The following is a 23,279-nucleotide window of genomic DNA, read 5'->3' as shown; positions in this document are numbered from 1 at the left end:
ATTACCCTTCCGCTTGCCTTCGTCAAGCGCGGGCAGACTAAAGCAAGCCGGGTATCCGCCGGGCAATGCGTGCGCCGAGCGCCTTCGCCATGTTGCGCCGGGGCCAGCGGCGGGTCGATGATGGCGACATCCCCGCGCGGCGCAGCAGGTGATTGAACGCCCGCGCATCGGCTTCCTCGTAACTCCAGGCAGAGCGCCATGTGATCGACAGCGAGATCGACGGTTCGGGGCCGTTGCGCACGTAATGCGGCGCCATTACGGGGACGTAGATCGCATCGCCAGGGTGAAGCTGGAACGTAAGCCCGGAATCCATGAAATCTTCGCGCCAGCCAAGCTCGCGCCCGCCGCCGGTGTGATAGGTTTCGTGAACTTCGTCCGGTGCAAAGCGCTGTTCCCCTGCGGGAAACACCGTCATCGCCTTGGTGCCGCGCAGTTGCAGCAGGATGTTGTGCTCCGGATCGAAGTGATAGGGCGTCGTGGCATCGGGACTGGAGATGAAAATGAAGCCCTGCGGCGTCAGCAGCTCGCCCGTGGCTCGTTCGATCTCTTCTCGCAGCTCGTCCAGCAGTTCGTGCAGCAGTCCGGCATAGGCGGGATCCTGCTCGATGTTCTTGAGCACGGCCCAACTGTTCGCGGTGCCGATCTCGCGGATGGTGTCGCCGATACTGCGAGCGGGCACGGCGGGTTTTCCGGTCACCCCGATGGGCAGGTCCCCGCGATTGTATTCCACGCTCGCGGCAGGCAGGCTTTCGCCCAGCAGGGCCAGCGCATCAAGTTCCAGCAGCGGGTGTTCCACCATGTCGTGCGTCAGCTTGTGCGGCCCCTCGGGATAGGACGCGGCGAAATAGGCGCGGCTGCGCGCCGGGAAAATCTGCTTTCCGCCGATGGAACGGCCGTGAAGGTTGCCGACGTAGTGACTCATTGCAGTCCTCTTGCGCCGCGTCCGGTTTCGAGCCGGATCAGTGCTCTGAAGGCGGCACGGCGCAGGCCACCTCCGATGCCGATGGAACGGCGCTGGATCACCCGGCGCTCGCGCCACAGATGATCGATCATGGGGTGATCCTGCGCGGCGCAGCTATCGGCCCACTGGATATCGTCGCGGTCCAGCAGCGCGAGGTTCTCGCGCTGCAGCAGGACGCCGGGGGAGAAGCGGGCGTAGTCCTCGTCGAACGCGGTCTTGTAGGAATAGGCTCCAGGCGCCGTGAGGAAGTTCGCGAGCATGGCGATTGGCTTGCCGTCGAGGCGCAGGGCCAGCCGCTCAAGCCGCCCGCGCGCGGCGGAACCGGCTATTGCGAACTGGAACAGCTCCCGCGTGGCGGCGTGGCTGCGCATGGCGGAGCCCCCTTCGCCTTTCCAGCCGCGCGCCTCCAGCTCCAGGAATTCCGCTGTCCATTCGGCAACGCGGCTGTAGTCGGTCAGGCGCTCGAAAGTGATCTCGCCTTCCTCGCACAGGCGGCGATGCTGGCGGCGCAGTTCCTTGCGCTTCTTGGCGGAGAGCGCGGCGTCGAAGTAGCTTTCGGAATCCTGGGCCGAGCGCAGCATGGCGCGCTCTTCTTCGAACACCGTGGCTGCCGGGCGCGACCCTTCGCGCAGCACGGCGGCAAGGGCATCGTGCATCCGGCCCTGCGTCGGAACGTGGGCAAAGTGAAGGAAAAGCGGCAGGCGCGTATGTCCATCGCACCATGCCAGCAGCGCGCGCCAGAATTCGTGTTCGAACCCCTGCGCCACCAGCGGCTGGCCGAGGAAGACGTTGGGATGCACCCAGTTAGCGAGGTGGGGAATGGGATGGCCGTAGTAGTCGCCGGACCGGATCACGGGCATCAGCCCCGCCAGTTGTCCATCGGCCTCGAAGGTGAGGATGGTGACGTCCCCGGCCTTGTCCAGCGCGCGCAGGGAGGGGAGCAGATACCAGCTCTCGTAGAACGGATTGGGCTCGCTCGCCCACTCGGCCAGCGCATCCCACGCCGCGATCCGGTCCCGCCGGTCGAACTCACGCCAGGCCCGCTGCTGCACCGCCACGCGCGGGGCGGCCACGCCGCGGACGGCAGCGATGGTGCCGCCGTCGAAAGCGCCTAGCCGGGGAAGAGGTGCGTCATAAGCCAAGGAAAAAGGTTAACCTCTCGTCGCGGAATCGGTCGAAGGACATTGCGCCTTCTAGGGGGCGGGGCGACAAGGAAGGTTTAATGGCAAAGGTAAAGAAAACCCTGCCCGGCGCGAACCGGGCAGGGTTTTCGTTAACCCTTTCGGGCAGGCTGGAGAGGGTCTTACGCCCCTCCGGCCAGTGCGGCGAGCAGCAGCAACGCCACGATGTTGGTGATCTTGATCATCGGGTTCACGGCCGGGCCCGCGGTATCCTTGTAGGGATCGCCCACGGTATCGCCGGTGACGGCGGCCTTGTGGGCTTCGGAGCCCTTGCCGCCGTGGTTGCCGTCCTCGATGTACTTCTTCGCGTTGTCCCAGGCACCGCCGCCGGCAGTCATGGAAAGCGCGACAAAGATACCGCCGATGATCACGCCCAGCAGCAGCGCGCCGACCGCTGCGAAGGCGTTCTCCTGCCCGGCGAGGAGCAGGATGGCGAAATAGACCACGAGGGGTGCCAGCAGCGGCAGCATCGACGGAAGGATCATTTCCTTGATCGCCGCCTTGGTGACGAGGTCCACCGTCTTGGCGTAGTTCGGCTTGCTGGTGCCTGCCATGATGCCGGGATCGGCGGCGAACTGTTCGCGCACATCGACCACGACGTCACCCGCTGCGCGGCCAACGGCTGTCATGCCCATTGCCCCGAACAGGTACGGCAGCAATGCACCCAGCAGCAGCCCGACGATGACGTAGGGGTTCTCCAGGCTGAAATCGACGTCAGCATCGGGGAACAGCTTTGCAAGGTCGGTGGTGTAGGCCGCAAAAAGCACCAGCGCGCCAAGACCTGCAGAACCGATGGCATAGCCCTTGGTCACGGCCTTGGTGGTGTTGCCCACAGCGTCGAGCGCGTCGGTCTTTTCACGAACGGAGTCGTCCAGACCTGCCATTTCGGCAATGCCCCCGGCATTGTCCGTCACCGGACCGTAGGCGTCGAGCGCCACGACCATGCCTGCCAGTGCCAGCATGGCCGTTGCCGCATAGGCGATACCCATGAGGCCAGCGAGCTGGAAGGTGGCGATGATGCCCGCCACGATGACGATTGTCGGCAGCGCGGTGGATTCAAGGCTGATGGCCAGCCCCTGAATCACGTTGGTGCCGTGGCCCGTTTCCGAGCTCTTGGCAATCGAGCGGACCGGACGATAGTTCGTGCCGGTATAGTACTCGGTGATCCAGATGATGAGTCCGGTGATGGCGAGGCCAATCAGCGAACACCAGAACAGGTCCATCCCGGTAAAGCCGGTCACCTGCTCTGCGGTGCCTTCCTCGGCCAGCGGTGCGCCAGGATCGACGCCTGCGACAGCGCCGCCGATTTCAGTGCCCATTCCGCCCAGCGCGTAGCTGATGACGAAATAGATCAGCGGGATGGCGAGCACGGCCGAGACGATGAAGCCCTTGTACATCGCACCCATCACGTTCGTGCCGCCCCTGGAAAGCTTCACGAAATAGGTGCCTATGATGCTGGTGACGATGCACGCGCCGCCGATCAGCAGCGGAAGCGCCATCATCGGCAGCAACAGGTCACCCAGAACATCGCTGAACAGCAGGGCGGTGAGCACCATGGTCACGCCGACGGTGACCACGTAGGTCTCGAACAGGTCGGCAGCCATGCCGGCGCAGTCGCCCACGTTGTCACCCACGTTATCCGCAATCACGGCGGGGTTGCGGGGATCGTCTTCCGGGATGCCCGCTTCCACCTTGCCGACAAGGTCGGCACCGACGTCGGCCGCCTTGGTGAAGATACCGCCTCCCAGGCGAGCGAAAATCGAGATCAGCGAGGCGCCGAAAGCGAGGCCGACGAGGCCGTAGACAACTTCATCGCTATCTACGGCAAAGCCTGCCGGACCGATCAGGAACCAGAAAAACACGGCGATCGAGAGCAGGGCAAGGCCGGCAACAAGCATGCCGGTGATGGCGCCTGCGCGGAAAGCGAGGGTAAGACCCTGCTGCAACCCCTTCTGCGCTGCGGCTGCCGTACGCACGTTGGAGCGCACGGAAATATTCATTCCGATGAATCCCGCAACGCCGGAAAGCACCGCGCCAATAATGAAGCCGATGGCCGGATAAAGGCCGAGGAAGACCCCGACGAGGATCGCGACGACCACGCCAACCATGCCGATGGTGGTGTACTGACGGTTGAGATAAGCCTTGGCGCCTTCCTGGATGGCGCCTGCGATTTCCTGCATTTTCTCGTTACCGGCATCGGCCCCGAGAACCTGGCGACTGGTGATGAAGCCGTAGACGACGGCCAGCAGTCCCAGGACAATAGCGATGATGATTAGGTCCATGACCTGCTATTCCCCTCTTCCCAAAATGAAAGCGGCCCGGTTTGCCGGGTCCGCCTAGAGGCATAGGGCTAACACAATGCCGGGCTTTCACAAGCGTGAAAGAACGTTATCCACTTAGGGGTGTTACACGGCCTACTCGTGCGTGTAGCCTAGGCCGTCGCGGTTGGTCACGGGCTCTCCATCCACGAACAGCGGCGCGAAGCCGCGCGGCTCCACCGTGCCGATGCGGGTGGCCTGCACCGGGGGCGCGATGCCTTCGGGCAGGGTGAACAGGAGTTCGTAATCGTCGCCCCAAGTCAGGCATTCCATCATGCGCGCAGGCTCCGCGACAGGGCAGGCTGCCGTATCGATGGCAATGCTTACCGCGCTTGCCTCGGCCATGCGAAACGCATCGAGCAGCAGGCCGTCCGATACGTCCATCATCGCGCTGACATGCGGGGCGAGCGCCTCTCCCTCGGCCACGCGGGCCAATGGGCGGGAGTAGGCGGCGTGGTTTGCATCGGTGCCGTCGCGCAGCACCTCGAAACCCAGCATGGCTGCGCCCAGCGTGCCGGTGACGTAGAGGCCGTGGCTAACCTGCGCACTTGCGCGGCTGGGGACGGGAGTATGCGTCGCGCCGCCAATGGCGGTAAGGCCAAGCGTGCGCGGGCCATTGCCGCGAACGGTATCGCCGCCGAGGATGCCCACGCCGTAGTGCGCCAGCACATCGTCCAGCCCGGCAAGGAAAGCTTCGTCCCCGTCGCCAAGAGTGTGGCTCAGCAACACGCCGACAGGCGCTGCGCCCTTGGCGGCAAGGTCGGACAGGTTGGTGGCGACCAGCTTCCAGGCGACGTCGGCCATGTCCTGCGCGGACAGGAAGTGAACGCCCTCCACCATCGTGTCGTGGGTGAGAACCAGTGTCTTACCGCCAATTTCGAGGACGGCGGCGTCATCCTCCAGCCCGCGCGCCCCGACATGGAGCGGCAGGCGACGCAGGGCGGCGATGAAATCTGTTTCGTTCACGCCACTACCCCCCTGTCGTGGCTCAGCTCCGCACGTCCTTCGCCACGGCGTCGAGAACACCGTTCACGAATTTCGCCTCGCGCTCGTCAAAGAAGGCGTGGGCAACGTCCACATATTCGCTGATCGCGGTGCCAACTGGCACGTCCTGCCGGGCCATCAGTTCGTAGGTGCCGCAGCGCAGGATCTGAAGCATGGTCTTGTCGAGCCGCGCCAGCGTCCACCCCTCGGCCAGCTTCGCCGTCAATGCCGCGTCGATCTCCTCGTCGCGGGCGATCACGCCCGATACGATGTCATCGAAGAAATCGACTTCGGCTTCCTCGTACTGCTCGTCCTCGATTTCCTTGCCGAGGCGATGCTGGTGGAATTCGTCCAGCAGGCGGGCCGTCGGCGTCTTTTCCATGTGGCGCTGGTAGAGCGCCTGCACGGCGGCGAGGCGCGACGCTGAGCGGGCGCGTGAGCGGGCGGGGGTGTTCATTACAGTCTGACCTTTACGCTGGCGGCATGGGCAGGCAGGCCTTCGATCTCGGCCAGTGCCACGGCGGCGGGGCCGATTTCGCCCAGCGCCTTTTCGTCCAGCGAGATGAAGCTGGTGCGTTTCATGAAATCGAGCACCGATAGCCCGCTGGAAAAGCGAGCGCGGCGACCCGTGGGAAGAACGTGGTTCGGCCCGGCAACGTAATCGCCGATGGCTTCCGGCGTGTGACGGCCAAGGAAGACGCTGCCCGCGTGGCGGATGCGGTCGAAGATGGCCTCGGGATCGTCGGTGGCGATCTGCACGTGTTCGGCGGCGAGGCGGTCCGCCAGCGCGGGCGCATCGTCGAGCAGGCTGTCTACCACGATCACGACGCCGTGGGCCTCCCAGCTCTGCCGGGCCACGTCCTTCGTATCGAGCTGCGCCAGCAGGACGTCCACCGCGTCTTCCACGGCGGCGGCATAGCCTTCGCTATCGGTGATGAGGATGGACTGGCTGGAGGGATCGTGCTCGGCCTGGCTCAACAGGTCGGCGGCGACCCAGTCGGGGTCGTTCTTCTCGTCCGCGATCACCAGGATTTCGCTGGGGCCTGCCACCATGTCGATACCGACCACGCCGTAAAGCTGGCGCTTGGCTTCGGCGACCCAGGCGTTGCCGGGGCCGGTGATGACGTCGACAGGCTGGATACGCTGCGTGCCGTAGGCCAGCGCGGCCACGGCTTGTGCCCCGCCAATGCGCCATACCTCGTCCACGCCGCAGATGTGCGCGGCGGCCAGCACCAGGTCGTTCATCTGCCCGCGCGGAGTGGGCGTGGTGACGACAAGGCGATCGACGCCCGCGACCTTGGCCGGAATGGCGTTCATCAGCAGGCTGGAGGGATAGGCGGCGCGGCCACCGGGAACGTAAAGGCCAGCGGCCTCGACAGCGCTCCACCGCGCGCCGAGGCGCACGTTCGTCTCGTCGCGGTAGTCGCGGTCCTTGGGGAGCTGCCCCTCGTGATAGGCGCGGATGCGCTCAGCCGCCATGACGAGCGCCTTGCGCACGTCCGGCATCAGCATGTCGAACGCGGCCTTGCACTGGTCCTTGCCGATGCGCCAACTGCTCAGGTCAGCCGTCAGCGCGTGCTTGTCGTAGCGCATGGTCAGATCGACCAGCGCATCGTCGCCCTTCTGGCGCACAGCAGAGATAATGCCGCGCACATCCGTGGCGACATTCTCGTCGCTCTCGCGCCGGTCGTTCACGATCCGGGCGAACTGCGGTGCAAAGTCTTCGGCCTTGGCATCGAGGCGGCGCATCAGGCGGCCTTCCTTTCGGCGCCCGCGCGAAAACGTTCCACCAGCGCGGCAACGCGCGGGTCGGTCTTCATCGCGGCGCGGTTGACGATCAGCCGGGCGCTGACCTGCATGATTGTGTCCTTCTCGACGAGGCCGTTGGACTTGAGCGTGCCACCCGTGGAAACAAGGTCCACGATCCGGCCCGCGAGACCCGTTGAAGGTGCCAGTTCCATCGCGCCGTTCAGCTTGATGCACTCGGCCTGGATGCCCTTCGCCTCGAAATAGCGGCTGGTGATACTGGGATACTTCGTCGCAACGCGCAGGTGGCTGGCCTTGCCGTACTTGTATTCCACCGGTTCCTTCGGCTCGGCCACGGAAAGGCGGCAGGCACCGATGCCGAGGTCGACAGGCGCGTAAAGCTCCGAATAGTCGAACTCCTCGATCACGTCGGACCCCACGATGCCCACCTGCGCCGCACCGAAGGCCACGAAAGTCGCCACGTCGAAAGCGCGCACGCGCAGGATGCGCATGGTGCCCGTCTCGTCTGCGAAACTGAGCGAGCGATCCATCTTGTCGTGAAAGGCGCTTTCCGGCACGACGCCGGCATCGGCCATCACGGGCAGGGCTTCATCGAGGATGCGGCCCTTGGGCACGGCAAAGATCAGCGGCCCATAGCGGTTTTCGTCGGAACTGTCGGTCATCGCCGCGCGATTTAGGGGCACGAGGCAAAAAGGGCAATGCGAATGGCGAGTGAAAACGAAACCGGCAACGTCATGGAGATCGCCAGCGTGGCAGAGGCGATCGAGTGGCAGGCGCAGCACATGGAGCGTGCGGGCTCTCCCAACAACGCGCGCATCCTGCGCTCGCTGCTCGCCGTGATGGAGACGCAGACCGCCACCGGACGCCGCATCGCCAACTGGCAGGGGCTGACGCTGGAAGACGCCATGCCGCTGCGCGTAGCAGGCGGGTTTCACTACCTGCTGCTGAAGGGCGAGGAGGAGCGGCTGGCCGATGTGTACCGCGGCGCGATCACCGACCAGGGGCAGGTGGACGACCTCGTCGTGGAGATCGTCCAGCGTCACGATCACACCCTGCTGCCGTGGCTGGACGGCCCGCCGCAGACCAACGAGGCCGGGCGCAGCGCCAGCGTTATGGCGGGGCTCTTGTGGCTGTCTGGCAAGCTGGGCCCGAAGTTCGAGCTGACCGAAATCGGCGCGAGCGCGGGCGTGAACACGATGATGGCGCGCTATTTCTACAATCTTGGCGGCGTGAAGGCCGGGCCGAGCCTGTCCTCGATCACGATTGCGCCCGAGTGGCGCGGCGATCCGCCGCCTGCCAATCCGGTCGAGATCGTCGGGATCAAGGGCTGCGACATCAAGCCCATCGACCTGACGGACGAGCGGCAGGCGATCCGGCTGAAGAGCTATATCTGGCCCGAAGCAATGGAGCGCCTTGCCCGGATGGACGCAGCGATCGCGATGGCAGAGCGCGCCGCGCCCGACCTCGTGCAGATGGATGCAGGTGACTTCGTGGAAGAACGCCTCGCCGCGCCGCAGGAGGAAGGCGTCACCCGCGTATTGTTCCACACGGTGATGTGGCAATACATGCCGCAGGCGACGCGCGAGCGGATCACCGCCGCGATGGAGGCTGCGGGCGAGCGGGCAACGGCGGAAAAACCGCTGGCATGGATCAAAGTCGAGACCAACCGCGCGACCTTCAAGCACGAATTGCGCGTGCGATACTGGCCCGGCGGGGCGGACGAAGTGAAGCTGGCCGAGGCCCATCCGCACGGGGCATGGGTGGAGTGGCAGGAGAAGGGTTAAGCAGTCCTCTCGAGGAACCCGTCCATCGCCGTACTGACGGCGTCGGGGGCTTCCCACGGTACGAAATGGCCGACGCCGGGGATTTTTTCCAGAGTCAGGTCCGACACCACCTCGTTCAGTCCGTCGATATTGGCGGGCAGCAGCGCTTCGTCCCCAGTGCCCCAGACAACCAGCGTGGGGATATCGATCTTCGGCAGAGGCGGCGGCGCATATTCCGGAGGCAGGCCGAAGGGATCGTCCATCGACGGCACCGAGATGCCGCTGGCGCGATACCAGTTGAGCATGGCGAAGCTGGTTTGCGGATCGCGCCATTGCTGCATCAGCAGAGGCAACTCGTTGGGATCGTACTGCGGGCGGTCGCTCCACGTCAGCGCCGTTTGGAGCAGCCCGGCAAGGCCGTGCTCGGCAATCACCGCGTCGTGCGCGGGATCGCGGAACGTGCGCATGTACTGGCTCGCCTTGCGCTGGTCCGGATCGGTCAGCAGCAGGCGCTGGAAGATCACCGGGTGCGGGGCATTGGCGATCACAGCGCGGGTAACGGTGCCGGTCGACTGCCCGAACGCGGCAACTAGCCACGCCAGCGCGCCGCCCCAGTCGTGGCCGACGATGGTGAAAGTCTCGACCTCTAGCGCCTTGGCCAGGCCGAAGATGTCCTGCACCAGCGCCATCGTCTCGTAATGCTCGGCCCCTTCGGGCTTCGACGAATTGCCGTATCCGCGCTGGTCCGGCGCGATGCAGCGGTAGCGGCCGTTCAGGTGCGCGATCTGGTTGCGCCAGGTGCGGTGGTTTTCGGGAAAGCCGTGCAGGAATACCAGCGCGGGCGCATCGCGCGGGCCGCTATCCCACACGTCCAGTTCGATGCCGGTGGGCAGCTTCACGCGGATGAGGTCGCTCACGCTCACACGTCCTTACTGGGAATGCCGAGCAGTTCGATGGTGAACAGCAGCGTCGCCCCGCCGGGGATGGGGCCGCGACCCTGAAGGCCGTAGGCCGAGGTGGCGGGGATGGCGATTTCCACCGTGTCGCCCACGCCCATGTAGGGGATGGCGACCTGCCAGCCGCGGATCAGGCCCGAAAGCGGGAAAGTGGCCGGTTCGCCGCGCTCCACCGAACTGTCGAACACTTCGCCGTCGATGAAGCTGCCGGTGTAGTGGATGGTGATCTCGTCGCGCACGGTCGGGGCGGGGCCGCTGCCGTCGCCTTCAATGCGGCGGAACTTGATCGCGCCTTCCAGCGTGGCCCAGCCATCGGCGCGAGTGCGCGAATGCAGGGCCGCCTGCTGTTCGTTGTGCCATTCGATAGAGCCCGGCGCGCCCGGTTCGGGCTGCGGCGGGGCGTCCTGCGCGATGGCGGGAGCGGCAAGGAAGAGGGCGGAGAGAAACAGGGGAATCTTGTGCATCAGCCTGCCTTAATCACTTTCGGCCGCAGTGCGAAGATGAATTGCAGATACTGCTCGGCCCAACCTGATGGTGCCACGGTCCGCCCAACTCGAATTGCGTGGGAGTTCACCCGAATTAGGTCTGTCGCCACGCAAACGGAGATAATTTATGCGTTTTATTTGCTCGAGCCTTGCCGCAATCGCCTTGGCAGCGCCGGTCGGGGTGGCAGCGCAGGAGAGTGCCACTACGGCTCCGCCCGCCACCCAGGCGCCGCAGCAGGCGCTCCCCACTTCGGCGGACATTTCGGATGAGGAAGTCTCGCAGTTCGCTCTTGCTGCCCTGATCGTGCAGCAGATCGCCGCAGACGAGGCCATTCCGCAGGAAGAGAAGCAGGCGACTGTCCAGCAAGCAGTGGAACAGATCGGCGTCGCTCCGCAGCGTTACAACACGCTGGCCCGTGCAACGCAGAACGATCCTGCCCTGGCAGAAAGGGTGAACCTTGCCGCCAACGCGCACATCGAAGCGGCGCAATCCAGCCAGTAAGGCTGATCGCGCCCGTCAGGGATAGCTGACAGTCTTGGGCTGGCCGTCGGGGAGGGGTATCCACTCCGCCTCGTCGCCCGGCACCCTGGCGAAGCGGCCTTCGCGCCAGTCTTCCTTGGCCTGATTGATGCGCTCCCTGTCGGAGCTGACGAAGTTCCACCAGACGTGGCGCTTGGTCGCAAAGGCCTCTCCGCCCAAAAGCATCACACGCCCGCCACTGCGGCTGGCGAGCGTCATTGCGGCGCCGGGCTTCAGAACGACGAGATCGTAAAGCTGCAAGGGCACGCCATCGATGGTGGCATCGCCGCCTACAAGCATCACCGCGCGCTCGTCTGCCTCGGCGTCGATTGGGATGGAGCCGCCTTCCTGAAGCAGGATTTCGGCGTAGATCGTCTCTGCATGGCACGTGGTGGGCGCGCGTTCGCCCCACAGCTTGCCCATGATCACCTGCGCCCGCGCGCCGTCGCCGTCGATCCACGGCAGGTCGCTCACCGCCTCGAAAGCCGGGTCGATCTCTTCCTTGCCGTCGGGCAGCGCGAGCCAGGTCTGCATCCCGTAAAGGCTCGGCCCCTTGGCGCGCTCCCCTTGCGGACTGCGCTCCGAATGGACGATGCCGCTGCCCGCCGTCATCAGGTTCACCGTGCCGGGATGGATGGTGGAGAAGGTGCCGATGGAATCGCGATGGTCAATCGCACCGTCGAACAGCCATGTGACCGTGGCGAGATTGATGTGCGGGTGCGGGCGCACGTCCATTCCGCTGCCAAGATCGAGCTGGGCAGGGCCGAACTGGTCCACGAACACAAATGGGCCGACCATGCGGCATTCCTTCGACGGTACAGCGCGCCGGACGGTGAAATCGCCAAGGTCGTGGCTGACGGGGGTGACGGTCTTGAGGATGTTGTCCGATGCGGTGCTCATAGTGGGAAGACGCTCCTACTGTTCGTCAAGTTCCTCGTAATGGCGGAAGATGCCATCCTCGTTGAATTCCATGCGCCGCTCGCTGGCGAGGTAATCGGCCAGCGGCTCGATTTCCGGCACCGCGCCCTGCAACCCTTCCAGGTTTGCCCAGGTGCCCTGCATTTCCTTCATGTAATTGGGGAACATGTAATCCAGCCCCTCCATGATCTGGAACAGGCTGGTGTCGACATGGGTGGGCTGCTGCCCCAGCATGAACGGCCCGCCGTTGGCGGCGAGCGCGTTGTCGAAATGAATCAGGTATTTCGGGATGCGCTGGCCGCGGAAATAGCCGGCCTTCTCGAAAGCGGCTTCCATCTGGTCGGCGTAGTAGAGCTCGCTCGCAACGGGGTGGTGGACGGAGTGAATCTCCTCCACGAAATCGGCAATGTCGAGTTGCAGCTGGAACAGCCCGAGGTCGACTTCCATCTCGCCCGAGCCGAGCCCTTCCTTGTCGGAGAGATATTGCAGGATCAGTGCGGTCTGGCCGATCACCACCTCGTCATCGACGATGTAGGGCGGGGCGAAGGGCCGGATGCCTTCCAGCGAATGCATGTGCTCCACCAGCGCGTCGGCGTTCTGCTCTCGCGCCATGTCGGTGTATTCGAGCTGGAACGCCTCGCAGAAAAGGCGCACGAATTCGCCGCGGCCGGGAATCTGCGGCCAGTACCACAGTTCGATGCTCAAGACGCTTCTCCGGGGGCATAGCACTTCATGGCAAAGGCATGGACGCGTTCGCCCGGAATGTCGCCCAGCGCGCCCAGCACCATGCGCTGCCGGGCAAGGCGGTTCTTCCCTTCGAAGTGCGGGCTTTCGACGATCACGGTAAAGTGCGATTCGCCGCTGCCGTCGTCCCCGGCATGGCCATAATGCTTCGCGCTATCGTTGATGACTTCCAGCCGCGTGGGGGCAAGGGCGCCGCGCAGCAGCATTTCGATTTCTTGTGCAACAGGTCCGCTCATGCGCCCCAATTGGGGGTTCCAATCGCGCGGTGCAATCCCCATCAAGGGGCGTTCATGCGTAACCAGCGATTCCACGGCCGCTACGAGAGCGAAGGGAGAGTGTGCGAGCACCCCACCTGCCGCGAACCGGGCGAATTCCGCGCACCTGGCACGCGCGGCAACTCTTTCGACGGGCCGGGCGAATGGCGCTGGTTCTGCCTGGAACACGTGCGCGAATTCAACGCGGGCTACGACTGGTTCGAAGGCATGAACGCGGACGAGATCTATGCTGCGCAGGCTCCGGGTGCCGGGTGGAACAGCGAGAGCCCTGCGTTCAGGCCGACGGCGGGAATGGACGGAATGCCGCGCTGGGCGGACTTCCACGATCCGCTGGACGCCATCGGCGCACGTGCGGCGGATATCCGCAAGGCGGCGCAGGGGCGCACCTATGCCGAGCACAGCCGCTTCACCCCGAAGGAGCGCGAGGCGCTGAACGTCATGGGCCTCGGCCCGAAGGCCGACCGCCCGGAATTGCGGCGACGCTATTCCGAACTGGTGCGCCGCTATCACCCCGATCGCAACGGCGGGGACCGGGCCTACGAGAACCGCCTGCAGCGGGTGGTGGAGGCCTACCAGCTTCTCCGCCGCGCGGAGGCATTCGGCTAGGGCGAGCCGCCGGGCTTCTGCCGGAAGGCCCAGCGCAGGGTGCCGCCCAGCGCATTTGTCACGAGCTTCGACGGCGTTGCTTGCCAGCCGGGACGATCCAGCGCCAGCATTGTGCGGGCGAACGGCGGCACAAGGTCCACCGCCGCGTTCGCGAGGAACGGTTGCACCGCGCCGGTCGCGCCCTCGATCCGCTTGTTCACGATCAGTTGTGCCACCTCGCGCGCTTCGGGCGATGTGCGCAGGTCCCCGCGCATCTCGCGGAAGATCGCCTGCGCCTCTACCTTCGTTTCGGGCACCGGGTCCGCACCCAGACGGCGGGCGATGACGGCGAACTGGCGAAAGTATTCGTCCTGTTCTGCCATCGGCATGTCCGGTCGCACGTGGGTGAGCCAGGCTTCGAGGAACATCAGCGACTCGGTGACGTGGACCCACGCGAGCGTGCGCGGATTTGTGGCGGAGTAAGGCGTTCCGTCGGGCAGCGTGCCTTGCACCTTGGCGTGAATGGCGTTCACCCGCGCAATCGCCGCATGGGCATCGTCTCGGTGGCCGTAGGTGGTGACGGCGATGAAGCGCGCGGTGCGACGCAGGCGGCCGTGCATGTCGGCGCGAAAGTTGGAGAAATCCAGCACGCCGCGCAAGGCGTGGGGGTGGAGCATCTGCAACAACAGCGCCGCCATGCCGCCCACCATCATGCTCACCACGTCGGCGTGGACCATGCGGATCGGCGAATCCTTTTCGAACAATGCGTCGTCCGAAGGAGGCACCGGGGTTTCGCCCCTTGCCGTATCGTTGAAAGCCGCGCGCACGCCTTGCACCAGCTTCAACCGTGCAAATTCGATTGGATCCGGACGCGTCATCCCGCCAATGTGGGGCAGGGCGCGGGGAAATGCGAGGGCCTAGCTGCCCAGACTGCCGAGCGTCGCCTTGTAGCCATCGCGCGCCTGCAACCGCGACTGGTAGGCGCGGAAAGAGGGCCGGTCCGTAAGGGTGCCGAAGTTGAGGCCCCAGTCGACCTGGCTGCCGACATAGACGTCAGCCATGGTGAAACGATCTCCGCAGGTGAAGTCATGGCTCTGGAACCATGTGTCCAGCGCATCCACCACACGGTCGAAGCTGCCGAAGCCGGATGTCATCTCCTGCTTCGCATCCTTCGGCTCCCACCCCATCGCGCGGTTGGTGATGGCGGCTTCCATCGGACCAGCGGCGAAGAACAGCCAGCGGAAATAAGCTGCCTTTTCCTCGTCGCGCGGCAGCAGGTCGGGCGCTTCCATCTCGGCAAGGTAGTGGCAGATGGCCGCGCCTTCGCTCACCACCTTTTCGCCGGTCTCATGGTGGTGAACGATGGTGGGTATCTTGCCCATCGGGTTCGCCTCGAGCAGTGCAGCGGGCTTGTTCTCCCACTCAACCAGGGCGAGCTCCGGCTCCACCCCCGCTTCGGCAAAGGCCCACTGCACGATCAGCGCACGGCTCATCGGGTTGAAGAAGAGGGTGTAGCTCATCGTTGCCTCCGTCCCGGTGATTCGGGCGAGAACATTTGACGAACGAGATCGATGCCGTCAATCCCGGCCCATGGTGAAAAGCGGAGAGAAACCGCCCCAGATCATGCGCATCCCGTCGAACGGCATCTCCATGCCCTGCGTCCAGAACTCGTCGTCCTGCATCTTCTGGTGCGCGGCATCGCAGGTCTGCTTGTCGGGCCAGATCATCCAGGAGAACACGATCCGTTCCCCGTCCTCGGCCTGCGTGGCCTTGCGAAAGTCCGTCACCTTTCCATCGGAAACATCTTCCTCCCATGCCTCCATGATTTCGGTGACACCGTATTCGGCGAACTTTTCCGCAGCGCGCGCGGCAAGGTCGCGGTAGGCGTCCTTGTTGCCTTCGGGCACGGCGATCAGGAAACCCTGCACATACATCGGCACTCTCCTTCCCCGTAGTGGCGCCACGCTCTGCCTTTTGTGTGAAACGGTCAAGACAGCGCGTGCAGACCTTGGCCCGTATCGCCGCACATCTGTGTTGCAGGCGAAGGGCCACGCGTATAGGCAGCACGCGACATGACCAAGCTTATCAATCCCCACGAGACCGGCACCACCGAAATGGAAGCGCCGGACATCGAAGTCGACGTTCGCGAAACCTTCGGTATCGATGTCGACATGAAGGTCCCGGCCTTCACCGTCCGGGACGACCGCGTGCCCGATATCGACGACAGCTACGTGTTCGATCCGGACACCACGCTGGCGATCTTGGCGGGCTTTGCTCACAATCGCCGCGTGATGATCCAGGGTTATCACGGCACCGGCAAGTCGACCCATATCGAACAGGTTGCCGCGCGCCTGAAATGGCCGCTGATCCGCATCAACCTCGACGCGCACATCAGCCGCATCGACCTTGTCGGGCGCGATGCCATCGTGCTGCGCGACGGCTTGCAGGTGACGGAATTCCGCGAGGGTCTGCTGCCGTGGGCGTTGCAGCACCCGGTCGCCCTGGTGTTCGACGAATACGACGCGGGCCGTCCGGACGTGATGTTCGTGATCCAGCGCGTGCTGGAACAGCAGGGCAAGCTGACCCTGCTGGACCAGAACCGCGTGATCCGCCCGAACCCGTTCTTCCGCCTGTTCGCCACGGCCAACACCGTGGGCCTGGGCGATACCAGCGGCATGTATCACGGCACGCAGGCGATCAACCAGGGCCAGATGGACCGCTGGAACATCGTCGTCGGCCTGAACTACCTGCCCGCCGAGACCGAACGCGCCATCGTGGGCGCCAAGACGAAGCTGGACGAGAAGATGGTGGCCGACATGATCCGCGTGGCGGATCTGACGCGGCAGGGCTTCATGAACGGCGATATCTCCACCGTGATGAGCCCGCGTACCGTCATCACCTGGGCGCAGAACACCGAGATCTTCGGCAACGCGGGCTACGCGTTCCGTCTCAGCTTCCTCAACAAGTGTGACGAGGCGGAGCGGATGCTGGTGGCGGAATACTATCAGCGCGTGATGGGCGAGGACTTGCCCGAAAGCGTTGTCGGCAAGGCGTAAATCCACGGCTGTTCGCGTTTCGTCGATTGTTCACTTGCCAGCCACGCGCACGGCGGTAGCAAGGCGCTTTCACCTGAAACGGGGACTTTCTGCTTGATAAACCGACTTTCCGCTGGCGGGCTGGCTATTGCCGCCTCGCTTGCGATCTCCCTCGCCGCCGCTGCCGAAACCGTCGACCGCGAGGCGCTGGAGCGGGACACCACGATCCTGTCCGCCGACGACATGGAAGGACGCGAGGCCGGCACGCGCGGGCACGAGCGGGCGGCGGGCTACGTTGCCGGTCGCTTTGCTGCGATGGGTCTGGAGCCTGCGGGCGAAAACGGCACCTATTTCCAGTCCGTGCCGATGCGCCGCTATACGCGCGCGGAGGTGGGAAACACCATTGCCATCGAAGGGCTGGGCGAGCTGGAGGTGTTCGAGGACTACATCGTTTCCGGTACGGCCCAGCAGGAAAGCGGCACGATCACCGCGCCGCTGGTGTTCATCGGCTACGGCCTCGACATTGAGGGGCGGGACGATTTTGCCGGGGTGGACCTCGAAGGGGCAGTGGCCATCCGCACCTATGGCGGCCCGGCAGGTCTGAACACGGAAGAGAACGCCCATCTGCGCTCCACCCTGAACCAGCGCCTTTCTGATCGCGGTGCCATCGGCGTGCTGCTGATGCATACGCCCAAGCTGGGGCAGATCTACGACTGGGATCGCCTTGTCGATATCTCCAGCCACGGCAGTTCGATGACCTGGGTGGGGCCGGATGGTGTGGCCTATTCCAGCGGTCCGGGTATCCTTGCCTCGGGCTCGCTCTCGCCGGAAGTCTCGCGGCAACTGCTGGAAGGCCTGGCGTTCGATTACGACGATCTCGCCGCCGCCGAAGCCACGCCCGAAGCGCGCCTTCCCAGCTTCGCCCTTGGCCGCGACGTGACCATCGAATTCGCCAGCACCTTCGAGGAGATCGACACGCCCAACGTGATCGGAATGCTTCCCGGAAACGACCCCACGGTTGCGGACGAATACGTCGTCCTGACCGCGCACCTCGACCACGTGGGCATCCAGCCGACCGAGGAAGAAGGCGACGACGAAATCTACAACGGCGCGCTCGACAATGCCGTGGGGGTTGCCAGCATGATCGAGGTTGCCCGCCTGCTGGGCGAGGAGCCGCCGCGCCGCCCGGTGCTGGTGATCGCTCTGACAGCGGAGGAGAAGGGCCTGCTCGGCTCCAGCTACAACGCTGCCCATCCCACCGTTCCCGCAGAGCAGGTGGTGGCGAACGTCAATCTGGACATGCCGGTCATCACCTACGATTTTGCCGACGTGGTGGCCTTCGGCGCGGAACGCTCCAACCTCTACCCGCATGTGGTCGCGGCAACCGAAGCCCATGGTCTGACGCTCAGCCCCGATCCGCAGCCCGAGCAGGGCTTCTTCACCCGCTCGGACCAGTATTCCTACGTGCGGCAGGGTGTGCCCGCAGTCTATCTCGACCTTGGTTTCGCCAATGGTGGGGAGGACGCGCAGGGCGTGGTGTTCGACAACCACTATCACAAGCCTTCGGACGAGGTGAGCCTGATCGACTTTGCCGCTCTCGAACGGTTCGTGGCGGTGAACCACGCCATCGCCCGCAACGTCGCCAACATGGAGGAGACGCCGGCTTGGCAGCCCGGCGATTTCTTCGGCGAGACGTTCGGGGGAAGGATCGCGGGGGAAGAGTAAGGCTGCTTCATCGCAGTTTCATCTCCACCCTCGCATAACGTGTATTGTTCTGTTAATACACCATTGTGACTCGGATGTGGCGCAATCCCTTCAGGCGGCGAAAGCCCGACTACGCTCGCTGGACCGAGCGCGACCTCGCGCTCGAGTCTGCGCCGTGGACGCCGCTGTCCGATCTAGACGACGATGACTTCGGCCCGCGCGCCGCGCCGCCCCGCTATTACGACCGCGAACGGTATCGCAGCGGCTGGCGTCGCTTCCTGCCCGAAAGGGCGAGGGGGCGCGGAAAGCTTTGGTGGGGCAGCCGCATCGTCGCGGCGCTCATAGGCATATTCATTCTTCTGGTCGCCTGGCTGGCCGTCACTGCGCCGCTTTCAAAGAGCCTGGAGCCGATTGCTCCGCCGCAGATCACTCTGCTGGCCGCCGACGGCACACCCATCGCGCGCAACGGGGCCGTGGTGGACGAGCCCGTGCAGGTTTCCGAACTGCCAGCCCACGTGACGCAGCCGTTCCTCGCGATCGAAGACAGGCGGTTCTACGGACACTGGGGCGTCGACCCGCGCGGCGTGGCGCGGGCGCTGTTTACCGGGGTGGGCGGCGGCTCCACCATCACCCAGCAGCTTGCCAAGTTCACCTTCCTCACGCCAGAGCAGACCCTGACGCGCAAGGCGCGCGAGGCGCTGATCGCCTTCTGGCTGGAGGCATGGCTGACGAAGGACGAGATTCTCGAACGCTACCTTTCCAACGCCTATTTCGGCGACAACATGTACGGCCTGCGCGCTGCATCGCTGCACTATTTCTACCGCCAGCCCGAGAACCTGCGCCCCGAACAGGCGGCGATGCTGGCCGGGCTGCTGCAAGCGCCCAGCCGCCTTGCCCCCACGCGCAATCCGGACCTTGCGGCGCAGCGCTACAACCTCGTCAAAGGCGCGATGGTGGCCGCAGGTTACATCACGCAGGCCGAGGCCGATGCGATGGCCGTGCCGCAAACCGACGTGCGCACCAGCAACGACCTGCCCACCGGCACCTATTTCGCGGACTGGGCGCTGCCCGCCGCGCGTGCCGATAGCGAGATGAGTTACTCGCGCCAGACCATCACCACCACGCTGGACAGCCAGCTACAGGCGGCCGCCAATCGCGTGATCCAGCGCGCGCCGCTGGGCGGGGCGCAGGTGGCGCTGGTGGCGATGCGGCCAAATGGCGAGGTGGTCGCGATGGTGGGCGGCAAGGATTACTCGCAAAGCCCCTTCAACCGCGCCACGCAGGCGCGCCGCCAGCCCGGCTCCACCTTCAAGCTGTTCGTCTACCTCGCCGCGCTGCGTAACGGCTGGAGCCCGGACGACCGGATTTCGAATCAGCCCTTCACCGAAGGCAGCTACCGGCCGAGCAATGCCAGCGGCCGCTATTCGGAAAGCATCACCCTGCGCGAAGCCTTCGCCCAGTCCTCCAACGTGGCGGCTGTGCGACTGCTGAACGAGGTGGGCAGCAAGGCCGTGATCGAAACCGCGCGCGAACTGGGCGTGACCTCGCCCCTGCCGGAGGGCGACCCGAGCATGGCGCTGGGCACCTCCACTATGAGCCTGCTGGAACTTACTGCCGCCTATGCGGGCGTTGCCGCCAACAGCTTCCCGGTGGAACCGCACGCCTTTCCCGCCGGGGAAGGTGGATGGTTCGACTGGCTGCTGGACGGGCGCGGTAACCTGTCGTCGAGCGACCGGCGCGAGATGGAGGACATGCTGCGCGGCGCGATCAATTCGGGCACGGGCCGTGCCGCAACGCTCTCTATCGCCAATTTCGGAAAGACCGGCACCACGCAGGACAACCGCGACGCGCTGTTCGTCGGCTACGCGGGCGAGGGGGATAACCGGCTGGTGGTGGGTGTGTGGATCGGCAACGACGACAATTCGCCGCTCGGCAACATTTCCGGCGGCGGACTGCCCGCGCGCATATGGCGCGATTTCATGCAGGCCGCCCTTGGCGCCAGCGCCGCCCCGCCGCGTCCCACGCCGTCACCCGATCCCAGCGGCCCTGTGCAGCCGCAGGACGTGCCGGACTTGCAGGATATTCCGCTGGGCGACGGTCGCCGCCTGATCATCAACGATGAAGAGGCGGTGCTGTCGACCGACATCGAGGGGGTGCCGCTGGAAATGCGTATCCGCGACGGCGAGTTTTCGCTGGATATCGATGAAGCCGCCGCCCAGCGCGAGCTGGAGCGGCGGGTGGAAGAAGCGGCGCAGCAGTAGCGGGCTCGGCTCAGCCGTGCGGCGTGACGAGGTATTTCTCGCCCGTCGCCATCTGCGCGTAATCCATCATTGCGTCCTTGGTCAGCATCCCCTCCAGGTCGACCCGGGTCTTGTAGGAGCTGGCGAAAGTCGTCTTCAGCCCGTCCTTAACGCGCTGGCGCAGGCCCATCAGGGTCTGCAGGTCGCAGCTTTCCAGGAACGGCATCAGCAGCCAGCCCGATACCGTCCAGGCGAAGCCATAACTCGGCGTGAGCACCGTGGGCGCCAGTTCCAGGCGGCCGTAGATGTACATCTTCTTCGGCTTGTTGGAGCCGTAGCGGCTGTATTCGGTCATTTCCTTCGCCGCCACGCGCTCCATCGCGCGCAGGCAGGTGTCGGTGGTGCGCCCGCCGCCGATGGGATCGAAGCCCAGGAAGGCCCCGGTCGCGCCCACCGCTTCGGCAAGCTTTGCCTCGAAATCATCGTCCGAACTGTTCACCACGTGCGCCGCGCCCTGATCCTTCAGGAGCTGCGCCTGCTCGTCCTTGCGCACGATGTTGACGAGGCCGAGGCCGTCTTCCTGGCAAATGCGGTTGAGCATCTGGCCAAGGTTCGAGGCGGCAGCCGCATGGATGATTGCCTTGTGCCCCTCGCGCTTTGCCGTCTCGGCAAAACCCAGCGCGGTCATGGGATTGACGAAGGAACTTGCGCCGTCTTCCGAAGAGTGATCGCCCAGCGGCAGGCACATCATGGCATCGGCAAGGGCATATTCGCCGAAGGCGCTGCCCGGCACGCAGGCAACCCGCTGGCCCAGCAGGCTCTGCGCCATTTCGCCGTCGCCTGCCGCGATCACTTCGCCCGCGCCTTCGTTACCGACGGTCTGCGGTTTGCCCATGCGCGCGGCCTGTCCGGCCGCGACTTGCGGGGCGATCGGCATCGTGACCTTGCCCGCCTCGAACGTGGCGTTTTTGAAGTCCACCCCGGTTGTCATCAGGAACAGGTCGGAGGGGTTGATGGGCGCTGCTTCCATCTTCACCAGCACCTGGTTGCCCTTGGGCTCCGGAAAGGTCTTTTGCTCCAGCGACAGGACCATGGTGTTGTCGGAATTGAGCGTGGAGATGAGCTGGCGGCCAGTGGTGGTCATGCGGCTTGTTCCTCTTCTGGGTAGGTGGCTTTGACGAAGTACAACCCCTCTGGCGGGGCATTCAGGCCCAGCGCGGAGCGGTCTTTCGCTTCCAACGCCTCAGCCATCTGATCTATCCCCCAGGTGCCATGTCCAACAAGGGTGAGGCAGCCTACCATCGAGCGGACCTGATGGTGAAGGAAACTGCGCGCGGCAGCGCGGATGATCACGGCATCGCCTTCGCGGCTGACATCCAGCCGGTCGAGCGTCTTGACGGGGCTGGCCGCCTGACAGTGGGCGCTGCGGAAGGTGGTAAAGTCATGGTTCCCCACCAGTGCCTGCGCGGCTTCGTGCATGGCAGTTGCATCCAGCGGACGCGCCACGTGCCATGCGCGTCCCTTTTCCAGCGTCAACGGCGCGCGGCGATTGCGGATGCGATATTCGTAAGATCGACCAATGCACGAAAACCGCGCGTGCCAGTCGTCGGGTTTAATCTCGCAGTGGATGACGGCGACCGGATCGGGGCGCAGCTTCGCGTTCAGGGCTTCCATCAGGCGGAACGGCTCGATGTCCTTCTCGATATCGAGGTGGCTGCGCATGGCGAGGGCATGCACGCCGCTGTCGGTGCGACCGGCGCTGTGCAGCGTCACCGTCTCGCCGGTGATGGCGTGGGCCGCATCCTCGATGCTCTGCTGGACGCTGGGGCCATTGTCCTGCCGTTGCAGGCCGAAGAACGGGCCGCCGTCGAATTCGATGGTGAGGGCAAAGCGGGTCATCCGGCAATCATGCCCGCCGCAATCGCGTTGCCGCGCAGGAAGTCGTCCAGCGCCATGGCGGGCTTGCCGGCGCGTTGCAGCGTGACCGGGCGGATAGCGCGCGTGCCGCAGGCGATGGTGAGCCGGTCGTCCAGCACGGTGCCGGGTGCGCCATCGGCATCCACCAGTTCCGCTCGCAACAGCTTGATGCGCGCGCCGTCCAGTTCGAACCAGCTTCCGGGGAAGGGCGAGAACGCGCGCACTTCGCGCTCCAGCACTTCGGCACGCTTGGTGAAATCCAATTTCGCCTCGTCCTTGCTGATCTTGGGAGCATAGGTGGCAAGGGCATCGTCCTGCGCTTCGGACTCCAGCGTTTCGATCTGTGCGAGCGCCTCTACCATCAGCGCGGCACCCATCGCCGCCAGTTCATCGTGCAGTTCGCCGGTGGTCTTGTGATCGACGGGCGTTGACCCTTTCAGCAGCATAGGGCCGGTATCCAGCCCTTTCTCCATGCGCATGATGGTGATGCCGGTCTGCTCGTCGCCCGCCTGTATGGCCCGGTGGATAGGCGCTGCGCCCCGCCAGCGCGGCAGCAGCGAACCGTGCACGTTGAGGCAACCGTGTTTCGGCGCGTCCAGCACGGCCTGCGGCAGCAGCAAGCCGTAGGCAGCGACGACCGCTGCGTCGGCCTCCAGCGCAGCGAAGGCGGCCTGCTCGTCCGCGCCTTTCAGGCTGACGGGGTGACGCACTTCGATGCCGAGTTCCTCGGCGCGGGCATGGACGGGGGAGGGCCGTTCCTTCTTGCCGCGCCCGGCACGGCTGGGCGGCTGGCTGTACACGGCCACTACGTCGTGCCCCGCCTCCACCAGCGCATCCAGCGTCGGCACGGCGAAATCAGGCGTTCCCATGAAAACAAGGCGCATTGCCAGCCTTTCTATTCCTTGCGCGCCGCCCTATCTGGCAGT

24 protein-coding genes are annotated in these 23,279 nt (G+C 65.0%); 6 read left to right on the top strand and 18 right to left on the bottom strand.

Annotated features, from left to right (window positions below; translation table 11 throughout):
* Window positions 1-37: 37 nt before the first annotated feature.
* The 7 genes from D4Q51_RS05215 to hisG all read right to left on the bottom strand — a co-directional run bounded on the left by D4Q51_RS05215 (window position 38) and on the right by hisG (window position 7,873).
* Entirely contained in the window at window positions 38-922 is an 885-nt protein-coding gene (locus D4Q51_RS05215; protein WP_120076690.1) for a JmjC domain-containing protein, read from the bottom strand.
* Entirely contained in the window at window positions 919-2,103 is a 1,185-nt protein-coding gene (locus D4Q51_RS05210) for a GNAT family N-acetyltransferase (protein ID WP_240624574.1), read from the bottom strand. Before D4Q51_RS05210 ends, D4Q51_RS05215 begins: the two co-directional genes overlap by 4 nt.
* 161 nt (window positions 2,104-2,264) lie before the next feature.
* A complete protein-coding gene (locus D4Q51_RS05205) occupies window positions 2,265-4,424 on the bottom strand; it encodes a sodium-translocating pyrophosphatase (RefSeq protein ID WP_120076689.1) in 2,160 nt (719 codons plus the stop codon).
* A gap of 132 nt (window positions 4,425-4,556) precedes the next feature.
* Window positions 4,557-5,426 (bottom strand): thiamine-phosphate kinase, encoded by an 870-nt coding sequence (gene thiL, locus D4Q51_RS05200; RefSeq protein WP_120076688.1) that lies wholly within the window; start codon window positions 5,424-5,426, stop codon window positions 4,557-4,559.
* A 22-nt stretch (window positions 5,427-5,448) separates the two neighbouring features.
* Window positions 5,449-5,901, bottom strand: coding sequence for a transcription antitermination factor NusB (gene nusB / locus D4Q51_RS05195; protein WP_120076687.1), 453 nt, complete (start codon window positions 5,899-5,901; stop codon window positions 5,449-5,451).
* The gene (gene hisD / locus D4Q51_RS05190) at window positions 5,901-7,193 is read right to left on the bottom strand and encodes a histidinol dehydrogenase (protein ID WP_120076686.1); all 1,293 of its coding nucleotides are present in this window, start codon (window positions 7,191-7,193) and stop codon (window positions 5,901-5,903) included. The genes nusB and hisD overlap by 1 nt, the downstream gene beginning before the upstream one ends.
* Entirely contained in the window at window positions 7,193-7,873 is a 681-nt protein-coding gene (gene hisG, locus D4Q51_RS05185) for an ATP phosphoribosyltransferase (RefSeq protein ID WP_120076685.1), read from the bottom strand. The genes hisD and hisG overlap by 1 nt, the downstream gene beginning before the upstream one ends.
* A gap of 42 nt (window positions 7,874-7,915) precedes the next feature.
* On the opposite strand from hisG, the gene D4Q51_RS05180 reads away from it, so the two are divergent.
* Entirely contained in the window at window positions 7,916-8,995 is a 1,080-nt protein-coding gene (locus D4Q51_RS05180; RefSeq protein WP_240624573.1) for a DUF2332 domain-containing protein, read from the top strand.
* On the opposite strand, the gene D4Q51_RS05175 is transcribed toward D4Q51_RS05180, so the two are convergent.
* Window positions 8,992-9,891 carry an alpha/beta fold hydrolase gene (locus D4Q51_RS05175; RefSeq protein WP_120076684.1) on the bottom strand — a complete coding sequence of 300 codons (900 nt, stop codon included), beginning with the start codon at window positions 9,889-9,891 and terminating at the stop codon, window positions 8,992-8,994. The two genes, D4Q51_RS05180 and D4Q51_RS05175, sit on opposite strands and share 4 nt — an antisense overlap.
* A gap of 2 nt (window positions 9,892-9,893) precedes the next feature.
* Window positions 9,894-10,394 carry an FKBP-type peptidyl-prolyl cis-trans isomerase gene (locus D4Q51_RS05170; protein ID WP_120076683.1) on the bottom strand — a complete coding sequence of 167 codons (501 nt, stop codon included), beginning with the start codon at window positions 10,392-10,394 and terminating at the stop codon, window positions 9,894-9,896.
* Between the two features lie 148 nt (window positions 10,395-10,542).
* On the opposite strand from D4Q51_RS05170, the gene D4Q51_RS05165 reads away from it, so the two are divergent.
* Window positions 10,543-10,917, top strand: coding sequence for a DUF4168 domain-containing protein (locus D4Q51_RS05165; RefSeq protein WP_120076682.1), 375 nt, complete (start codon window positions 10,543-10,545; stop codon window positions 10,915-10,917).
* A gap of 15 nt (window positions 10,918-10,932) precedes the next feature.
* On the opposite strand, the gene D4Q51_RS05160 is transcribed toward D4Q51_RS05165, so the two are convergent.
* The 3 genes from D4Q51_RS05160 to D4Q51_RS05150 are packed head-to-tail and all read right to left on the bottom strand — an operon-like array spanning window position 10,933 to window position 12,833.
* Entirely contained in the window at window positions 10,933-11,835 is a 903-nt protein-coding gene (locus tag D4Q51_RS05160; protein WP_120076681.1) for a pirin family protein, read from the bottom strand.
* Window positions 11,836-11,850: 15 nt separating this feature from the next.
* A complete protein-coding gene (locus D4Q51_RS05155) occupies window positions 11,851-12,558 on the bottom strand; it encodes a glutathione S-transferase (RefSeq protein WP_120076680.1) in 708 nt (235 codons plus the stop codon).
* The gene (locus tag D4Q51_RS05150) at window positions 12,555-12,833 is read right to left on the bottom strand and encodes a BolA family protein (RefSeq protein ID WP_205689438.1); all 279 of its coding nucleotides are present in this window, start codon (window positions 12,831-12,833) and stop codon (window positions 12,555-12,557) included. Before D4Q51_RS05150 ends, D4Q51_RS05155 begins: the two co-directional genes overlap by 4 nt.
* Before the next feature lie 54 nt (window positions 12,834-12,887).
* On the opposite strand from D4Q51_RS05150, the gene D4Q51_RS05145 reads away from it, so the two are divergent.
* Window positions 12,888-13,478 carry a J domain-containing protein gene (locus tag D4Q51_RS05145; RefSeq protein ID WP_120076679.1) on the top strand — a complete coding sequence of 197 codons (591 nt, stop codon included), beginning with the start codon at window positions 12,888-12,890 and terminating at the stop codon, window positions 13,476-13,478.
* Here D4Q51_RS05145 and D4Q51_RS05140 read toward each other — a convergent pair.
* From D4Q51_RS05140 to D4Q51_RS05130, 3 genes are read right to left on the bottom strand one after another with little or no spacing between them, the layout of a single operon-like run.
* Complete coding sequence (locus D4Q51_RS05140) at window positions 13,475-14,335, bottom strand: oxygenase MpaB family protein (protein ID WP_120076678.1); 861 nt, start codon at window positions 14,333-14,335, stop codon at window positions 13,475-13,477. The two genes, D4Q51_RS05145 and D4Q51_RS05140, sit on opposite strands and share 4 nt — an antisense overlap.
* A 39-nt stretch (window positions 14,336-14,374) precedes the next feature.
* Window positions 14,375-14,977 (bottom strand): glutathione S-transferase family protein, encoded by a 603-nt coding sequence (locus D4Q51_RS05135; RefSeq protein ID WP_120076677.1) that lies wholly within the window; start codon window positions 14,975-14,977, stop codon window positions 14,375-14,377.
* Window positions 14,978-15,034: 57 nt separating this feature from the next.
* Window positions 15,035-15,391 carry a DUF1428 domain-containing protein gene (locus tag D4Q51_RS05130; RefSeq protein ID WP_120076676.1) on the bottom strand — a complete coding sequence of 119 codons (357 nt, stop codon included), beginning with the start codon at window positions 15,389-15,391 and terminating at the stop codon, window positions 15,035-15,037.
* 138 nt (window positions 15,392-15,529) lie between these two features.
* On the opposite strand from D4Q51_RS05130, the gene cobS reads away from it, so the two are divergent.
* The 3 genes from cobS to D4Q51_RS05115 all read left to right on the top strand — a co-directional run bounded on the left by cobS (window position 15,530) and on the right by D4Q51_RS05115 (window position 20,457).
* Window positions 15,530-16,513 carry a cobaltochelatase subunit CobS gene (cobS, locus tag D4Q51_RS05125; RefSeq protein ID WP_120076675.1) on the top strand — a complete coding sequence of 328 codons (984 nt, stop codon included), beginning with the start codon at window positions 15,530-15,532 and terminating at the stop codon, window positions 16,511-16,513.
* Between the two features lie 93 nt (window positions 16,514-16,606).
* Window positions 16,607-18,217 carry a M28 family peptidase gene (locus D4Q51_RS05120; protein WP_120076674.1) on the top strand — a complete coding sequence of 537 codons (1,611 nt, stop codon included), beginning with the start codon at window positions 16,607-16,609 and terminating at the stop codon, window positions 18,215-18,217.
* Between the two features lie 74 nt (window positions 18,218-18,291).
* Window positions 18,292-20,457 carry a transglycosylase domain-containing protein gene (locus tag D4Q51_RS05115; RefSeq protein ID WP_120076673.1) on the top strand — a complete coding sequence of 722 codons (2,166 nt, stop codon included), beginning with the start codon at window positions 18,292-18,294 and terminating at the stop codon, window positions 20,455-20,457.
* 10 nt (window positions 20,458-20,467) lie between these two features.
* On the opposite strand, the gene D4Q51_RS05110 is transcribed toward D4Q51_RS05115, so the two are convergent.
* The 3 genes from D4Q51_RS05110 to fmt are packed head-to-tail and all read right to left on the bottom strand — an operon-like array spanning window position 20,468 to window position 23,237.
* Complete coding sequence (locus tag D4Q51_RS05110; protein WP_120076672.1) at window positions 20,468-21,580, bottom strand: alcohol dehydrogenase catalytic domain-containing protein; 1,113 nt, start codon at window positions 21,578-21,580, stop codon at window positions 20,468-20,470.
* The gene (gene truA, locus D4Q51_RS05105) at window positions 21,577-22,335 is read right to left on the bottom strand and encodes a tRNA pseudouridine(38-40) synthase TruA (protein WP_120076671.1); all 759 of its coding nucleotides are present in this window, start codon (window positions 22,333-22,335) and stop codon (window positions 21,577-21,579) included. Before truA ends, D4Q51_RS05110 begins: the two co-directional genes overlap by 4 nt.
* Window positions 22,332-23,237 carry a methionyl-tRNA formyltransferase gene (gene fmt / locus D4Q51_RS05100; RefSeq protein WP_120076670.1) on the bottom strand — a complete coding sequence of 302 codons (906 nt, stop codon included), beginning with the start codon at window positions 23,235-23,237 and terminating at the stop codon, window positions 22,332-22,334. The genes truA and fmt overlap by 4 nt, the downstream gene beginning before the upstream one ends.
* Window positions 23,238-23,279: the final 42 nt, after the last annotated feature.

The organism is Aurantiacibacter odishensis, assembly GCF_003605195.1.
GTDB lineage: Bacteria > Pseudomonadota > Alphaproteobacteria > Sphingomonadales > Sphingomonadaceae > Alteraurantiacibacter > Alteraurantiacibacter odishensis.
Note: the sequence above shows the minus strand (reverse complement) of the source record. Positions and strands in the feature narration are given on the sequence as shown.

Coding starts and splice junctions, on each gene's coding strand:
- D4Q51_RS05215 (WP_120076690.1), bottom strand. CDS start 922: ATGAGTCACTACGTCGGCAACCTTCACGGCCGTTCCATCGGCGGAAAG.
- D4Q51_RS05205 (WP_120076689.1), bottom strand. CDS start 4,424: ATGGACCTAATCATCATCGCTATTGTCCTGGGACTGCTGGCCGTCGTC.
- nusB (WP_120076687.1), bottom strand. CDS start 5,901: ATGAACACCCCCGCCCGCTCACGCGCCCGCTCAGCGTCGCGCCTCGCC.
- hisD (WP_120076686.1), bottom strand. CDS start 7,193: ATGCGCCGCCTCGATGCCAAGGCCGAAGACTTTGCACCGCAGTTCGCC.
- hisG (WP_120076685.1), bottom strand. CDS start 7,873: ATGACCGACAGTTCCGACGAAAACCGCTATGGGCCGCTGATCTTTGCC.
- D4Q51_RS05180 (WP_240624573.1), top strand. CDS start 7,916: ATGGCGAGTGAAAACGAAACCGGCAACGTCATGGAGATCGCCAGCGTG.
- D4Q51_RS05170 (WP_120076683.1), bottom strand. CDS start 10,394: ATGCACAAGATTCCCCTGTTTCTCTCCGCCCTCTTCCTTGCCGCTCCC.
- D4Q51_RS05165 (WP_120076682.1), top strand. CDS start 10,543: ATGCGTTTTATTTGCTCGAGCCTTGCCGCAATCGCCTTGGCAGCGCCG.
- D4Q51_RS05160 (WP_120076681.1), bottom strand. CDS start 11,835: ATGAGCACCGCATCGGACAACATCCTCAAGACCGTCACCCCCGTCAGC.
- D4Q51_RS05150 (WP_205689438.1), bottom strand. CDS start 12,833: ATGAGCGGACCTGTTGCACAAGAAATCGAAATGCTGCTGCGCGGCGCC.
- D4Q51_RS05145 (WP_120076679.1), top strand. CDS start 12,888: ATGCGTAACCAGCGATTCCACGGCCGCTACGAGAGCGAAGGGAGAGTG.
- D4Q51_RS05140 (WP_120076678.1), bottom strand. CDS start 14,335: ATGACGCGTCCGGATCCAATCGAATTTGCACGGTTGAAGCTGGTGCAA.
- D4Q51_RS05135 (WP_120076677.1), bottom strand. CDS start 14,977: ATGAGCTACACCCTCTTCTTCAACCCGATGAGCCGTGCGCTGATCGTG.
- D4Q51_RS05130 (WP_120076676.1), bottom strand. CDS start 15,391: ATGTATGTGCAGGGTTTCCTGATCGCCGTGCCCGAAGGCAACAAGGAC.
- cobS (WP_120076675.1), top strand. CDS start 15,530: ATGACCAAGCTTATCAATCCCCACGAGACCGGCACCACCGAAATGGAA.
- D4Q51_RS05115 (WP_120076673.1), top strand. CDS start 18,292: ATGTGGCGCAATCCCTTCAGGCGGCGAAAGCCCGACTACGCTCGCTGG.
- D4Q51_RS05110 (WP_120076672.1), bottom strand. CDS start 21,580: ATGACCACCACTGGCCGCCAGCTCATCTCCACGCTCAATTCCGACAAC.
- truA (WP_120076671.1), bottom strand. CDS start 22,335: ATGACCCGCTTTGCCCTCACCATCGAATTCGACGGCGGCCCGTTCTTC.
- fmt (WP_120076670.1), bottom strand. CDS start 23,237: ATGCGCCTTGTTTTCATGGGAACGCCTGATTTCGCCGTGCCGACGCTG.